Here is a 15259-nt window from a genome sequence, read left to right on the forward strand (position 1 = left end):
GGGGCTTCGCGGATGGACGAGGTGGTCGCCACGGCTCAGGAGGCGGGCCTGTTCGGCGGCGAGCCCGCGCCCGTGTCGAACCCGCGCCGCGAGGGCGACCCGGCTGTGCGGCCGAGTGGCGTGTTCGAACCGGCGGTCGTCGACCCGCGGGACGGCGCCGTCGCCCTCGGTCGCCCACTCGGCGCCTCCGGCGCCCCGCTCGCCGGCACGGTCGCCCACCGGCTCGCCCGACGGAGTGTCGGCGCCGGGGCCGCCACCCGCCGCATCGGCGTGGACCAGGGCCCCGCCCTCGTCCTCGAACGTTAGGAAACGCAGGAACTCCCATGACTCTCACGCAAGCCGACATCGACCAGGAGATCGCGGCCGAGCACGCCGCGTACGAGAAGCGGCTCGCCGACGGCGCGCCCGTCGAACACCAGCCGCGCCGCGACTACGCGCCGTACCGCTCCTCCGTCCTGCGCCACCCCAAGCAGCCTCCGGTCACCATCGACGTGACGAAGGACCCCGAGCTGGTGGAGCTGTCCTCCCCCGCCTTCGGCGAGCGCGACATCACCGAGATCGACAACGACCTCACCCGGCAGCACAACGGCGAGCCGATCGGTGAGCGCATCACCGTGTCCGGCCGGCTGCTGGACCGCGACGGCCGCCCGATCCGCGGCCAGCTGGTCGAGATCTGGCAGGCCAACTCGGCGGGCCGCTACGCCCATCAGCGCGAGCAGCACGATGCTCCGCTGGACCCGAACTTCACGGGAGTCGGCCGCACCCTGACGGACGACAGCGGTCTCTACCGCTTCACCACCGTCCAGCCGGGCCCCTACCCGTGGCGTCAGCACCTCAACGCCTGGCGGCCGGCCCACATCCACTTCTCGCTCTTCGGCTCGGCGTTCACACAGCGGCTGGTGACGCAGATGTACTTCCCGAGCGACCCGCTGTTCCCGTACGACCCGATCATCCAGTCGGTGACCGACGACGCGGCCCGGCAACGGCTGGTCGCCACCTACGACCACAGCCTGTCGGTGCCCGAGTTCTCGATGGGCTACCACTGGGACATCGTGCTCGACGGGCCGCACGCCACCTGGATCGAAGAAGGACGCTGACCTGCCATGACGAAGATCGACACGAGCCGTCCGGAGACCGTGCTCCCCACTCCGTCGCACACGGTCGGCCCGTTCTACGGACATGCCCTGCCGTTCCCCGGCGGCGGCGACATCGCCCCGCTCGGCCACCCGGACACGATCGCGCTCCAGGGCCATGTGTACGACGGGGAGGGCAACCCGTTGCCGGACGCGTTCCTGGAACTGTGGGGCCCGGACCCCGAGGGCAACCTGCCGCAGGTCGACGGCTCGATGCGGCGCGACCCGGCGAGCGGCGGTTTCCTCGGCCGCAACGGCGTGGAGTTCACCGGCTGGGGCCGCGTCCAGACGGACGCCAACGGCCACTGGTCGGCGCGGACGCTGCGACCGGGCGCCCGTGGGCACAGCGCCCCGTACCTGAGTGTCTGCGTGTTCGCCCGCGGGCTGCTGGTGCACCTGTTCACCCGGATCTATCTGCCGGACGACGAGGCCGCGCTGAGCGCCGACCCGCTGCTGGCGCGGGTGGACCCGGCGCGGCGCGGCACGCTCGTCGCCACCCGGGGCGAGCTGGGGACCTACCGTTTCGACATCCGCCTTCAGGGCGAAGGCGAAACGGTCTTCCTGGAGTTCCAGTGACATCTGCTCACGACGACGCCGGTCTGCTCGCCCCCGGGTGGACCGGCTCCGACGCCGCGTCCGCGACCGGCGACAGCGCCTACCTGCGGGCGCTGCTCGACGCGGAGGCGGCACTGACCCGCGCCCAGGAGACACTGGGGCTGGCCCCTCAGGGGGCCGGAGCGGCGGTCACCTCGGCGGCCGACGACGGCGGGTTCGACCCGCGCTCTCTCGCCGGGCGGGCCCGTGGCGGCGGGAACCCGGTGATCCCGCTGGTCTCCGATCTGACGAAGGCGGTCGGCGAGGAGTACGGCCCGTACGTCCACCGGGGCGCGACCAGCCAGGACATCATGGACACGGCGACGATGCTGGTCGCGGTGCGCAGCCTCGACCTCCTCCTGGCCGACCTCGACCGGGTCCAGCGGGCGCTGGCCCGACTGGCCGCCGAACACCGCGACACACCGATGCCGGGCCGGACGCTCACCCAGCACGCCGTACCGACGACCTTCGGTCTGAAGGCGGCCGGCTGGCGGTCGCTGGTGCTGGACGCGCGGGACCGGGTGACGGCGGTGCGCGACTCGCTGCCCGCCCAACTCGGCGGTGCGGCCGGGACGTTGGCGGCCTTCACCGCGTACGGCGCCACCGACGCCACCGCACTGCCCACCGCGTTCGCCCGTGAACTCGGGCTGCGCGCACCCCTGTTGCCGTGGCACACACTACGGACGCCGGTCGCCGACCTCGCCGGCTGCCTGGCCCTCACGGCCGGCGCGCTGGGAAAGGTCGCGACGGACGTACTGACCCTCGCCCGCACCGAGATCGCCGAGCTGGCGGAGGGCAGCGGCGGGGGCTCCTCTGCCATGCCGCACAAGGCCAACCCGGTGCGGTCCACGCTGATGGCGGCCGCCGCCCGGCGCGCCCCGCAGCTCGCCGCCACCCTGTACGGTGCCCTGGCGGCGGAGGACGAGCGGCCGGCCGGGGCCTGGCACGCCGAGTGGGAGCCGCTCAGGGATCTGCTGCGGCTGGTCGGCGGGGCGGCCCGGGACGCGGTCGAGGCGACCGAGGGGCTGCGGGTGAACGCGGACGCGATGCGCTCGCACCTCGGCCTCACCCACGGGCTGATCGTCTCCGAGCGGCTGTCGGCCGAACTGTCGGCCGTGCTCGGCCGCGCCCGCGCCAAGGAACTGCTCACCGAACTCGCCCGGCGCGCCTACACCGAGGGCCGCCCACTGGGCGAACTCCTCTCCATCGAGCCCGACTTGAAGGACGTCGATCTCGGCGACGTCACCGACCCCGCCCGTTACACCGGCTCCGCCGGGAGCCTCACCGACCGTGCGCTGGAGCGACGTTGACCGAGAGACTGCTCAACCACCTTGCAGAGGGCCCGACTTCCGCTCCCCCGCTGCTGCTCGGACCCTCGCTGGGCACCTCGTACGCCCTGTGGGACAAGGTCGCCCCGGAGCTGTCCATCGCTCACCGGGTGGTCCGCTGGGACCTGCCGGGGCACGGGGGTTCGGCGGCCGACCTGATCGGTCCCGGGGCGACCGTGGGTGACCTCGCCGACCTGGTGCTGGCGCTGGCCGACTCGCTTCGCCTGGAGCGGTTCGCGTACGCGGGCGTGTCCCTGGGCGGCGCGGTCGGTCTGCACCTGGCGCTGCACCACCCGGAGCGGGTGACGTCACTGGCGGTGATCTGCTCGTCGGCCCACTTCAACGGGTCCGGGCCGTGGGAGGAGCGGGCCGCGCTGGTACGCCGTGAGGGACTCGCCCAACTCGCCGAGAGCGCGAACGCCCGCTGGTTCACGGCCGGGTTCACCGTGCCGGAGCTCGTCGCCGACCACCGCGACGCCGACCCGGAGGCCTACGCGGCGTGCTGTGACGCGCTGGGCGCGTTCGATCTGCGCGAGCGGCTGCCGGAGATCGCCGTACGGACCCTGCTGATCGCGGGGCGCGAGGATCCGGCGACGCCGCCGGCGCATCTGCGGGAGATCGCGGACGCGGTGCCGGGCGCCGCGCTGGTCGAGCTGCCGGGCGCCTCGCACCTCGCGCCCGCCCAGTGCCCGGAGGCGGTGCTGACCGTGCTGCGCACCCATCTCGACGGCGGGGCGAAGCGGGGCATGGAGGTGCGGCGCGAGGTACTCGGGGACGCGCACGTGGACCGGGCGCAGGCCGGGCAGAACGCGTTCACCGCGCGCTACCAGGACTTCATCTCGCGCTATGCCTGGGGTGAGATCTGGACCGACCCGACGCTCAGCCGCCGTGAGCGCAGCATGATCACGCTCACCGCGCTGGTGGCGCACGGCCACTACGACGAGCTGGCCATGCATGTGCGGGCGGCCCGGCGCAACGGGCTCACGCCCGAGGAGATCGGCGCCGTCCTGCTCCAGACGGCCGTCTACTGCGGGGTCCCGGCGGCGAACTCGGCTTTCGCGGCGGCCCAACGCGTACTGGCGGAGGAGAACGGCACCGCCTGAGACGAGCGCGACCGGGGCCATCCCGATGGGGGGACCCTGTCGGGATGACCCCGATGGGGGACCCTGTCGAGGGTCGCCCCGCCGGCGGTGATCCCGCCTGCGGTCGCCCCGCCGGGATGATCCCGCCAGGGATGGCCCCGAGGGGGCCCGCGCCGACGTCGATACCGGCGACGAACACGGCAAGACGGCGGCCAGTTCGCTCTCCAGGGCGAGCCGTACCGCGTCCATCGAGCGGAAGACCTCACCGGTGACCCCGCCGGGATGATCCCCACGGGGATGGCTCCGACGGGCCCCGCGGCCACTTCCCCGTCTGCGGGTACGCGCGGACCCCGGACGTCGTCGTGACCGTGGGCACGCGACGTGCGCGGCGGACCGGACGTGGAGGCGCCCGCCGTACGCGCGGGCGCCGTACGCGCGGGCGGCTATCTCTGTCCGGGTACGAGGCCCACCTGGGGTGCGCCCAGTCCGCGTAGGGCCTGCTGCGCCTTGTCCACCAGGCCGTCCGCTCCGCAGGAGCGCGCCAGCGACAGGCCGCGGCTCAGTTCGGACACGGAGCGGGAGAGGATGCCGTACTCGACGCGGGCGGCCGCGTGTTCGTACTGACAGGGCGAGGACTCCAGATAGGTGACCGCCTGCTGGGCCAGCCTGACCGCGCGCTGACCGGTCTCCAGGGCGGCGGCGCAGCGCAGCGCCTCTCCGATCGCGGTGTCGGTGCCGAAGCGCTCGGCCTGCCGACGGGCCTCGGAGACGAGCCGGTCCGCACGGGCCGGATCCTCGGTGGCCAGGGCCCGGGCGAGGTCGACGGCCCAGGGGACCATCACCGGGTTGAGGTGGCCGCGGGAGGCGGCCGCCTTCTCGGCCGCCTCCAGCTCGTTTATGCCGTCCTTGACGCGGCCCACGGCCAGCAGGAGCCGACCCCGCACCGAACGGGGGTCGGGCAGCACGATCGTCGACGGGTAGGGCGGGGCGAAACCGTACTGTTCGGCGGTCTCCCAGGCCTCGGCGACATGGCCGCGGGCCAGCAGCGTGTCCACGAGGTTGCAGGTCGCCGACCAGTACAGGGGCAGGCCGCGGCCGACGCGTTCGGCGACGCGCAGGGATTCCCTGAGGGACTCCTCCGCCTCCTTCAGACGGCCCCGACGGCGCAGGCCCAGTCCGAGGTAGGCGTGGGCCAGGGCGAGGTGGCCGCCGCTCCAGCCGGCCGACGTGTAGGCGCGCAGGGCCTCGTTGAAGAGGGCGTCGGCGCGGTCGAGGCGGTCGGTGTAGGCGTAGGAGCTGGCCAGCATCATCAGCAGTTCGATGCCCCACTCCTGGTCGGTCCAGCCGAGGCCGGGGGCGAGGCCGCCGTTGACGAGGGCGCGGTCGCAGAACTCGGCGACCTCCTCGGCGTTCTCGCCGTGGGTCATGGCGTCGAAGCCGCGCAGGATGAGCAGGGCGCGCTCGGCGTTGTCCCGGCCCGCGCAGGTCGCGGCGAGCGCGGCGAGCTTCTCGGAGCGGCGCGGAGAGATGGTCTCTCCCGCGTGCACGCCCTCCCACATGTACTGCACCGCTTGCAGCCGCAGCCGCGCGGGGCCGGGGGCGTGCCGGGCGGCCTCCGCCTCGACCGTGCGGACGGCCTCCTCCAGCTGGTCGTTGTGCAGGAGGGCCTGGGAGAGGCGGTAGACGGCGTCGACGCGCTCGGTGCCGTCGAGACCCGGCATGCCGAGTGCGGTGCGCAGGTGGTCGATGGTCCTGGCTGGCGCGGTGAGGAGGGTGGCGCAGCCCAGTTCGTAGAGCACGTGCGCGTGGACGTCGGGGGCGGGCGGTTCGCGCAGGGCGCGTTCCAGACAGCGGCGGGCCGCGTCGGGGGCGCCGACGGCGAGGTGTTCACGGGCCGCCTCGCGCAGCTGCTCGACGAGTTCCTCGTCGCCCTCCTCGTGCACCTGGAGCAGGTGCCGGGAGGCAGCCGCGAGGCCTTTGCCCGCGTCGGCGACGACCTGGGCGGCGATGCCGTGCATCGCGGTGCGCAGGCCTCCGGGGATGGAGTCGTAGACGGCGGAGGCGATCAGCGGGTGGACGAACTCCAGATCGCCGTCGCCGGCGGGGACGGCGCCGGGGACGGGCTCGGTGAGGATGCGGGCGTTGCGCAGCAGTTCGGCGCAGCGCACTGCTTCGTCACGGCCGAGTCCGGCGAGCCGGGCCGCCTGGGTGACGGAGATGTCGGCGCCGAGGATCGCGGCGGCCATGGCGAACTTGGTGGCGTCGACGCCCAGTTTCTCCAGGCGGTCGACGAGACCGCCGCCGCGGGCCGCGCGGTTCAGGGCGCGCAGCTCGCCCGCCGAGGACTCGCTCGCCTCCAGTTCGCTGTCGCGGACCTTGGCGAGGAGTTCGACGGTCTCGTAGGGGTTGCCGTCGGTGACGGCCCACACCTCGCGGCAGAACGCGGCGTCGGCGTGCGGGCCGAGGGTGTCCCGGGTGAGGCCGGCGATCGCGGCCGGGGTCAGGGCGCTGAGGCTGGTGACGGCGCGGCCCGCGGCCAGTCCGATGGCGTCGAGGTGGCGGGCCGCGTCGCCCTTGACCTCGCCGGGCCTGCGGGCCACGACGACCAGGACGGAGAGTTCGTCGAGGCGTTCCACGAACGCGACGAGCCAGCGCAGGGTCTCCTGGTCGACCCAGTGCGCGTCGTCGATCAGCAGCACGAGCGGGTAGTCCCGCCTGGCCAGCCGGGTCACGGCGGCGACGAGGCCGTCGCACACGCCCTGCGGGTCGGCGTGGCCCTCGCCGGGTTCGGCGATGCCGAGGGCGGGGCCGGCGATGTCGTACCAGTCGCCGAGGTACTCGCGGGCCTCCTCCGGGTGCAGGGAGAGCAGTGCGGGCTGAAGCAGCTGCCGTACGACGTTGAAGGGAACGGACCTCAGTGTCTCGCCGCCGCGGGCCGACCAGACCACGCAGCCGCGGCTCTCGGCGATGCGTCGTGTCTCGGCCAACAGCGCGGTCTTGCCGAATCCCGCCTCGCCCCGGAGCACCAGCAGGTGACCGGACGAGGAGCGGTCGGCGCAGAGCCTCTCCACCGCCTGCGCGATGGCGGCGACTTCCTGCTCGCGCTCCCACAGGGAAGCCGAGGCGGCCGCCGTCGGCCTGACCTCCGTCATCCCGCTACCTCCCCATGTCGCCCGAACGACGTACCGACGTCGAGCGTAGCCCTCCGCGGGCCCGAACGGAGGGCTGTCCCGGCAGGTCCGCCTCGACGAGTGACACGGGGCGGCCCGGGGCGCCCCCGCGGGCCTGCGGAAGTGGTCGCCCGACGTCAACGGCGGGTGACGGGCACCGAATTGACGGCGACTTCGCGCCAGTCGGGCTGCGGGGCGCCGAGAACCGATTTCGACGAAGTGCCCTCCCTCTCATCCGGCTTTCACCGACGCCTCATACGGTGGGGACATGACGCAGGTGACTCCTCCCGGGTGGTATCCCGACCCGGGGCAGACAAGTGACGGTCCCGCCACCGAACGCTGGTGGGACGGCAAGGCATGGACGGATCAGACCCGCGCCGCGGGCTCGGCCGCCGTATGGGGTCCGCCGGCGCAGACGCCGGCGGACGGCGCGTACCCGGCGTACCCGCAGCATCCGGGGTATCCGGGGTATCCGGCCGCGCCGGCGGGCACGGGCGGGCGGCGCGGGCTGCGGACGGGCATAGCCGTCGCCGCGGCCGTCGCGGTCCTCGCCGGCATCGGGGTCGGCGTGTACGCCCTGGCCAAGGGCGACGGCTCGGGCGGCGGCAGCGGCACGGCCCAGGGGCCGGGCGGCCAGGGGCCCGGCGGCACGGGCGGACAGGGCGGCAGCGGCGGCCAGGGCGGGCCCTTCGGCGACTCGGGGGGCTCCGGTGGCTCGGGGGGTTCCGGGGGTTCGGGTGGTGCCTCCCCCTCGCCCGAGGGCTCCGAGCCGCCGAAGATCAAGAGCGGTTCGGTGACCGACGCGCTCAACGGGATCAGCATCCCGATCCCGGCCGGCTGGACCGGCCAGGAGCTGAACGCGGGCGCGCAGATCACCTCCGACGCCTCCTACAAGTGCCCGGGCGACACCTCCAAGACCTGCACCAAGGGGGGCGTGTACTCGGCGCCCGTCGAGGTGCTGGAGACCAAGGGCAGCACGGCCGAGGAGGTCGCGAAGGCGGACATCTCGGCCAACGCCGAGGAGTCCTACGGCGGTACGACGTACGGCGCGATCACCTCGCACCAGGTGCTCGCCTCCAAGGCGGTGACGGTGGCCGGCCAGAAGGGGTACCTGGTGCGCTGGAAGGCGGTCACCAGCAAGGGCGCGGACGGCTATGTCGAGTCGCTGGCGTTCCCGGCGCCCGCGGACGGCAAGCGGCTGGTGGTGCTCCGCTTCGGGCTCGACGCCGATCAGAGCGTGTCGGTCATCGACACGATCACCAAGGGCATCAAGGTGTCGACGGGCGGCGGCAGCGGACAGGACGTCTGACACGGCCGGCCGGGTGGGGCGCCCCTCCGCTCAAGGGGACCCCACCCGGCCGGGTGGTGCGCGCCGCCCCCGTCCCCACGGTGCGGCGCGAGACAGGTCACCGTCCAGTCATCCCGTGGACGGTGGCCTGAGTCAGGTGCTGATCGCTGTGTCGATCACATCGCCGGTCTTCCCGGCGGTCTTCCCGGCGGCCTCTATGTGAGGCCGAGCGCCGGCAGTACGGCGGCCTCCACGAAGCGGACCAGGTACTCCTCGTCGGCGTACTCCCCGTCGACGACGGGACGGGCGCGGATCACTCCGAACATCTGCGCCGGGATGTACTCCACCGCCGGGTGGTCGGGGGCGATCTCGCCACGTTCGACCCCGCGCCGCAGAATCTCCCGCAGCGCCTCGATCTCGGGCGCGACGATCGCCTCCCGCAGCGCCCTCGCGAGGTCCTCGTGACCGGTGACGGCGTGGCCCAGGGCCTGCAACAGCTTGGTGTCGTTCGTGGACCAGCGGCCCGTGGCCCGGGCCGCCTCGCGCAGGTCCTCGGCGAGCGAGCCGGTGTCGATGCCGGTGAGCCTGGCCTCGCGGCGTGAGCGCAGGGCGGCCACGACGAACTGGGGCTTGGTCTTCCACTGCCGGTAGAGGGTGGACTTGCTGCACCGGGTGCTGGCGGCGATGCCCTCCATGGTGACGGCTTCGTACCCGCATTCGCGGACCTGGTCGAGAACGGCGTCGAAGAACTCCTGCTCACGCTCGGGCGTGATCTTGGAGCGGCTCGTGGCGGCGACCGATTCGGGTCCCTCCGCTGCCTGCGACGTCATCTGCCGTCCCCTCCTTCTCTTCCGATTCTCCGGCCCGCCTCAAGGCCCCTGAGAGAACCTCGGTCAAGTGTGGCGCACATCAATCGATACGTCAGTGTACCGGTACGCGGGCGTATCGGTACACTGACGTATCGGTACGACATCGTATCGATGGTGTATGCATGAGTCACGAGCACGGCAGCACCACCACACGCACCACCGTCAGTGAAGGGGCCGGGGGATGAATGCCCGCACCGAGCCTGCACAAGCGGAGCCGGCCACGCCGGCGCGGCCGCCCATAGTCCGCGAGCTCCTGCTGGTCGCAGGGCTCTTCCTCGTCTACAAGGTCGGTCGCCAGCTGGCTGCCGGCCACACCGGCGAGGCCTTCCGCAACGCGCACGACGTGTGGCACGTCGAACGCCTGCTGCGGCTGCCCGGAGAAGGCTCCGTGCAGTCTCTGCTGCTGCACGGCGACACCCTCGCCGAGGTCGCGAACAGCTACTACGCGACCGTTCACTTCCCGGCCACCCTCGCCTTCCTGATCTGGCTCTATCTGCGGCGCCCGGCCCACTACGTGTGGGCCCGCCGGGTGCTTGCCACGGTCACCGCCGCCGCCCTGGTGCTGCACCTCGCCTTCCCGCTCGCCCCGCCGCGGATGCTGGCGGCGACGGGGCTGGTCGACACCGCGCGCGTGTACGGACCGTCGGTGTACGGCCCGCCGCGGACCGACCACCTGTCGAACCAGTTCGCGGCGATGCCCTCGCTGCACTTCGGCTGGGCCCTGATGGTCGCGGTCGGTCTCGTCGTCGCCACCCGGTCGCGGTGGCGGTGGCTGTGGCTGCTGCACCCGCTGCTGACCCTGCTGGTGATCGTGGGCACGGCGAACCACTACTGGCTCGACGCGATCATGGCGGGCGCGCTGCTCGGCCTCGCGCTCGCGCTGATCCACGCCCCCCTGAGCGCGGCCATCACGGCGGGACGCGCTGCGCGCACCCTCGCCCCGGCCGAGAAGCCGGTCCTCGTGGGAGCGGGCCGATGAACGCCACCCTGGTCGCCGTCGTCCTGTCCCTCTTCTCCGCCGTCGCCTACGCGGCCGCCGCCGTCGCCCAGGAACGGCTGGCGTCCCGGCACCCCGGCACCGGGCTGCTGCGGCTGCTCGGCAACGGCGCCTGGTGGTGCTCGGTGGGGCTGAACGCGGGGGCCGCGCTGCTGCACGTGGTGGCCCTCAAGTACGGACCGCTCACCGTCGTGCAGCCGCTCGGCGCGCTCACCCTGGTCGCGGCCGTGCCGATGGGCGCGCGGGTCGCGGGGCGCCGGGTCGGCGCCGCCGAGTGGCGGGGCACCGCCTTCACCCTGGCCGGCCTGGCCGCGATCCTGGTCACGGCGTCGGGTCCGGCTCCCGAGGACGTCCTGAGCATGCCGGAGGCGGTCGCCGTGGCGGGCGCGACCTCGGCGCTGATCGGGCTGCTGGCCCGGCGCGGCGCCAGGCCCGGACTGCGGCACGCGACCGCGTCCGGCTTCGCCTCGGGGGTGGCCTCGGCGCTCACCCAGACCGTCACGGTGGCCGCGACGGACCGTTCGGGCCCGCTGCTCAGCGTGCAGGTGATCGGGGTGGCGCTGCTGGTCGCGGCCTTCGCGACGGCCGGGCTGCTGCTGTCGCAGACCGCCTACCGCGGCGGCCTCGGCGCACCGCTGGCGATGGTGACCCTGGCGAACCCGGTGGCCGCCGCGGCGATCGGCCTCGCCCTCCTCGGCGAACGCCTCCAGGGCGGGGCGGCGGGAGTGCTCCTCGCGCTGGCGGGAGCGGGAGTCGCGGGGTGGGGTGTGGTGCTGCTGTCACGGGCCACGCCGGACCCCGGTTCCGTCCACGACGAGGATCACCCCGTGGCGGCGGTGCTGGCCCTGAGGCCGGAGACCGCGTCCGCCGAACCCGCGCTGCTGCCGCGGCCGACGACCGGACCGGAGCACCTCACCCCGTTCTAGGCCGTGCACACGGATGTGACGCTCCCTCGGCGGCCGGGGAAGCGTCGCATCTGCCGCGCGGGGCGTCAGCCCAGGCCGCGCGCGTCCTGCTTGAGCGCGGTGTCCACGGTCAGGGCGGTGGCGACGACCAGGCTCAGCAGCGGCTCGGGCAGCTGGTAGTGGATCTGCAGGACGTAGTTGTCCGCGGTGGTGAACATCGTCTTGGCGAGGCCTTCCCAGGTCTTGGTGATCCGGGCGACCTCGTTGCCGGCGTGGTCGACGATCGCGAAGTTCCACGCCCGCCAGTTCTCCGCCTTGATCGCGCCGACCTGCCGGCCGTCCGCGTTGATGGCGAAGTTGATCTTCCCGAAGACGTTCTGCTGGACGATCTCACCGACCGGCTGACCGTCGGGGCGCGTCACGACCACCCGCGACTTGAGGAACTTCGCCGGGCGGGTCAGCAGCAGCACCGGCTGCCCGTGGACGTCCCGGATCTCCAGCCGGTGCGTCAGGTACTGGTCGATGCTGGCGACGAAGCGCAGGATCTTGCGCAGCGCGCTCTGGCCGACCTGAATGACCGAGCCGAGCTGGTTGCCCTGCTGGTCCATGACCTTGTACTCGTTGGTCAGCTCGATCAGCTTGGCCTTCTGGTTCACCACCAGTACCGGCTCGCTGAACAGCGTGCCGCCGCCGGGGCCGCTCGCCGCGACCCCGGCCTGCTGCTGCACCTGGCGCCGGACCCGCTCGTCCGGCCCCGCCTGCTGGGGCACCTGCGGCGCGGCCTGGCCCTTCGCCTCCGCGTGCGTGTGCTCGGTCCACTGGGCGCCGTCCCAGTAGCGCAGGGTCTGGTCCGCCCCGTGCGGGTCCGGGTACCAGCCTGAAGGCGTGTTCGAATGCGTGGTCACCGGGGCACATTACCCCGAGTCCGCAGGGACCCGGCCGGCCCCCACGAGGCGGTGTCCACCGCGCGCTCACCGCGGCTTCGGCCCGAGCCGGTCACCCCGTGACGATCGCCGGGTCGCTGACGCCGGGCCGCCCGTTCTCGACGTGCCCGGCGAACCGCCTGAGGAACGCCGGGTCGGAGTCGGAGGCGACGGTGACGTCGTACCACCGGCCGCTCGCCCGCAGGTCCAGGGTGCGCCTGAGTACGGCGCCGGGCCGCAGCTTCAGGGTCGTCGGACGGCCGCCGTACCCGTCGGCCACCTTCAGCTCCAGGGTGCCGTACCCCCGGTGGGTGAAGGTCAGTTCCAGGCCGTCGCCGACGTGGCGGGCGACCACCTCGGACCCGGCCGCCCTGCCGTTCCCCTTGAAGACGCGCAGGAATCCGTTCGGGCCGTGCACGGTCAGGTCGTGCGAGCCGCCCGAATAGGCCGAGTTCCAGGTGTCGGAGACGGTCCGGCCGGCCTCCGTGGTGTAACTCCGCGGTCCGTCGGCGCGGTTGCCGGAGGTGACCAGGAAGGCGGCGCCGGCCTTGGCCCCGGAGGCGAAGGCGAGGGTGAGGGTCCCGGCGGTCGGATCCACCGAACCGTCGACCTGTGGCGCGTACTTGAGCGGCCGGGTGGGTCGCGTGCCGCGCTCCTGCCTCGGCAGGACGGGGTGGGCCGGCGGGGTGGGCACGTAGTCGGGGTGGCGGTCCTTGTCCGGGGGCTCGTAGCCGTCGGTGTCCGGCAGGGCGACCGGCCGGGTGTCCGTGCGGGAGAAGTCGAACGCGGAGGTCAGATCGCCGCAGATCGCGCGCCGCCACGGCGAGATGTTCGGCTCGTGGACGCCGAAGCGGCGCTCCATGAACCGGATGACCGAGGTGTGGTCGAGCGTCTCGGAGCAGACGTAACCGCCCTTGCTCCAGGGCGAGATGACGAGCATGGGTACACGCTGGCCCAGCCCGTAGGGGCCGGCGGTGTGGCCGCTGTCGCCCCTGAAGAGATCCGGACCGACGTCGACCGTGGACCTGCCCTGCGCGGCCGAGGCCGGCGGGAACGGCGGGAGCAGGTGGTCGAAGAAGCCGTCGTTCTCGTCGTAGGTGACGAACAGGGCCGTCTTCGCCCACACCTTCGGGTCGGAGGTGAGCGCGTCGAGGACCTGGGCTATGTACCAGGCGCCGTAGTTCGCGGGCCAGTTGGGATGTTCGGTGAAGGCCTCGGGGGCGGCGATCCAGGAGATCTGCGGCAGCTTCCCGCCCTTGACGTCCGCTTTCAACTGGTCGAAGTACCCCTCGCCGGTGCGGGCGTCGGTACCGGTGCGCGCCTTGTCGTACAGCGGGTCGCCGGGCTTCGCGTTCTGGTACTGCTTGAAGTAGAGCAGCGAGTTGTCGCCGTAGTTGCCGCGGTAGGCGTCCTGGATCCAGCCCCAGCTGCCGTCCGCGTCCAGGCCGTCGCCGACATCCTGGTAGATCTTCCAGGAGACCCCGGCCCGCTCCAGGCGTTCGGGGTACGTCGTCCAGCTGTAGCCGGCCTCGTCGTTGCCGAGGACCGGGCCGCCGCCCTTGCCGTCGTTGCCGGTGTACCCGCTCCACAGGTAGTAGCGGTTGGGGTCGGTGGAGCCGATGAAGGAGCAGTGGTAGGCGTCGCACACGGTGAAGGTGTCGGCGAGCGCGTAGTGGAAGGGGATGTCCTCGCGGGTCAGGTACGCCATCGTCGTGGCGCTCTTGACGGGCACCCACTTGTCGTACCTGCCGCCGTCGAAGGCGGCATGGCCGTCGTTCCAGCCGTGCGGGAGGTCCTGGACGAAGGCGAGACCCAGGTCGTCGGCGTCCGGGTGGAACGGGAGGACGTCCTTGCCCGTCCCGTCCGCCTGGTGCCAGACCGACCTGCCGTTCGCGAGGGTGACCGGGCGCGGGTCGCCGAAGCCTCTGACGCCCCGCAACGTGCCGAAGTAGTGGTCGAAGGAGCGGTTCTCCTGCATCAGGACGACGATGTGCTCGACGTCCTCGATGGACCCCGTGCGGTGGTTCGCGGGCAGCGCGGCGGCGCGTTCGACGCTGTCGGAGAGAGCGGTGAACGCCGTCGTGGCGCCCGCCAGTTGGAGGAATCGGCGCCGGTTGACTTCGGGCATGGGTGAGGCACCTCTCGTACGGAAGGGCTGCGCCTGCCGGTTCGTGACGCAATGCGCGCGCAACGAAGTGTTCCAAGGGCACCGAACGTCAGGGAAGGGCCGGGTGACGCGGGTGTGAAAGTCGACGGTACGAGGGGTGTGCGACGGACCAAGAGATCACCAAGCGGCGCCGGCCCACCGGCTCGGGGCCGGAATCGGCGGTCGACCGATCCAGTCCCGGGTGATGGGGCCGCTGCTGTCCCGCGCCCGGCAGATCGCGGACCTCGACACGGATCCCCTGCTCCGGCTGCGCCTGCTGTCCGAATCACTGCTCACGATCATCTTCCGCAGGCTCGACCACATCTGGGTCTACGAGCACGACTACCGCAGTCTGAGCGGTGCGGAGCTGAAGATCCTGCTGGGCCAGCGTTCCGACTTCGAGGAGCTGATCTCGGCGCTGCTCGCGGAGGCCGTGGAGCAGGGCACCTTCCGTGCGATGCCACCACGGCTGGCCACGCTCCAGTTCCTCAACCTGCACAACCACACCTACCAGTGGGTGCGAACGGACGGTCCGTGGGACGCGGCGTTCCTGTCCGGTGAGTACTGCGCGACCCTGTTCCGCGGGTTCGGTGCGCCCGACCACGCCCTGCCGAAGCTCGAGGAACGGGCCGAGGCGTTCAAGCGCGACCGCCCCGACCTGCCGCTCGATCCGGAGGCGGGATGGAATCTCCTCTCCGCCACCGACTCCGCATGACGAACGGGCCCGCGGACGTCCCGCGCGGGTGACGTCCTGGCCGCGAGGGCGCGGCCGGGTGGAGGCTGTCCGGCGGGGCGCCGGTGTCACGCGAAACCTGCCGTGAACG

The 15259-nt window shown here is 72.8% G+C and carries 12 protein-coding genes and 1 pseudogene; 9 read left to right on the plus strand and 4 right to left on the minus strand.

Features of this window, described 5'->3' with window-relative positions; genetic code table 11:
- Positions 1-101: 101 nt before the first annotated feature.
- The 5 genes and pseudogenes from ACIPFH_RS06715 to pcaD all read left to right on the plus strand — a co-directional run.
- Positions 102-306, plus strand: a pseudogene (locus tag ACIPFH_RS06715) (3-oxoadipyl-CoA thiolase); the annotation flags it as partial.
- Between the two features lie 17 nt (positions 307-323).
- The gene (pcaH, locus tag ACIPFH_RS06720) at positions 324-1097 is read left to right on the plus strand and encodes a protocatechuate 3,4-dioxygenase subunit beta (protein ID WP_356264023.1); all 774 of its coding nucleotides are present in this window, start codon (positions 324-326) and stop codon (positions 1095-1097) included.
- Between the two features lie 6 nt (positions 1098-1103).
- The gene (gene pcaG / locus ACIPFH_RS06725; protein ID WP_401823888.1) at positions 1104-1709 is read left to right on the plus strand and encodes a protocatechuate 3,4-dioxygenase subunit alpha; all 606 of its coding nucleotides are present in this window, start codon (positions 1104-1106) and stop codon (positions 1707-1709) included.
- Positions 1706-3037 (plus strand): 3-carboxy-cis,cis-muconate cycloisomerase, encoded by a 1332-nt coding sequence (pcaB, locus tag ACIPFH_RS06730; protein ID WP_401823890.1) that lies wholly within the window; start codon positions 1706-1708, stop codon positions 3035-3037. Before pcaG ends, pcaB begins: the two co-directional genes overlap by 4 nt.
- The gene (gene pcaD, locus ACIPFH_RS06735; RefSeq protein WP_401823893.1) at positions 3034-4158 is read left to right on the plus strand and encodes a 3-oxoadipate enol-lactonase; all 1125 of its coding nucleotides are present in this window, start codon (positions 3034-3036) and stop codon (positions 4156-4158) included. The genes pcaB and pcaD overlap by 4 nt, the downstream gene beginning before the upstream one ends.
- Positions 4159-4580: 422 nt before the next feature.
- Here the strand turns inward: pcaD and ACIPFH_RS06740 are convergent, their stop codons facing one another.
- A complete protein-coding gene (locus ACIPFH_RS06740) occupies positions 4581-7289 on the minus strand; it encodes an ATP-binding protein (protein ID WP_401823894.1) in 2709 nt (902 codons plus the stop codon).
- Positions 7290-7575: 286 nt separating this feature from the next.
- On the opposite strand from ACIPFH_RS06740, the gene ACIPFH_RS06745 reads away from it, so the two are divergent.
- On the plus strand, positions 7576-8616 hold the full coding sequence (locus ACIPFH_RS06745) for a DUF2510 domain-containing protein (RefSeq protein ID WP_401823896.1): 1041 nt from the start codon (positions 7576-7578) through the stop codon (positions 8614-8616).
- A gap of 194 nt (positions 8617-8810) precedes the next feature.
- On the opposite strand, the gene ACIPFH_RS06750 is transcribed toward ACIPFH_RS06745, so the two are convergent.
- A complete protein-coding gene (locus ACIPFH_RS06750) occupies positions 8811-9425 on the minus strand; it encodes a TetR/AcrR family transcriptional regulator C-terminal ligand-binding domain-containing protein (protein ID WP_401823898.1) in 615 nt (204 codons plus the stop codon).
- A gap of 220 nt (positions 9426-9645) precedes the next feature.
- Between ACIPFH_RS06750 and ACIPFH_RS06755 the strand changes: the two genes are divergently transcribed.
- The gene (locus ACIPFH_RS06755; RefSeq protein WP_401823901.1) at positions 9646-10443 is read left to right on the plus strand and encodes a phosphatase PAP2 family protein; all 798 of its coding nucleotides are present in this window, start codon (positions 9646-9648) and stop codon (positions 10441-10443) included.
- A complete protein-coding gene (locus ACIPFH_RS06760; protein ID WP_401823904.1) occupies positions 10440-11387 on the plus strand; it encodes a hypothetical protein in 948 nt (315 codons plus the stop codon). The genes ACIPFH_RS06755 and ACIPFH_RS06760 overlap by 4 nt, the downstream gene beginning before the upstream one ends.
- Positions 11388-11452: 65 nt before the next feature.
- Here the strand turns inward: ACIPFH_RS06760 and ACIPFH_RS06765 are convergent, their stop codons facing one another.
- The gene (locus ACIPFH_RS06765) at positions 11453-12271 is read right to left on the minus strand and encodes a phospholipid scramblase-related protein (RefSeq protein WP_401823907.1); all 819 of its coding nucleotides are present in this window, start codon (positions 12269-12271) and stop codon (positions 11453-11455) included.
- Positions 12272-12362: 91 nt separating this feature from the next.
- A complete protein-coding gene (locus tag ACIPFH_RS06770; RefSeq protein ID WP_401823910.1) occupies positions 12363-14417 on the minus strand; it encodes a phosphocholine-specific phospholipase C in 2055 nt (684 codons plus the stop codon).
- A gap of 223 nt (positions 14418-14640) precedes the next feature.
- On the opposite strand from ACIPFH_RS06770, the gene ACIPFH_RS06775 reads away from it, so the two are divergent.
- Complete coding sequence (locus ACIPFH_RS06775) at positions 14641-15150, plus strand: TetR/AcrR family transcriptional regulator (RefSeq protein ID WP_401823911.1); 510 nt, start codon at positions 14641-14643, stop codon at positions 15148-15150.
- The last annotated feature ends 109 nt before the right edge of the window (positions 15151-15259 follow it).

Source organism: Streptomyces sp. NPDC088157 (assembly GCF_044741545.1).
Taxonomy (GTDB): Bacteria; Actinomycetota; Actinomycetes; order Streptomycetales; family Streptomycetaceae; genus Streptomyces.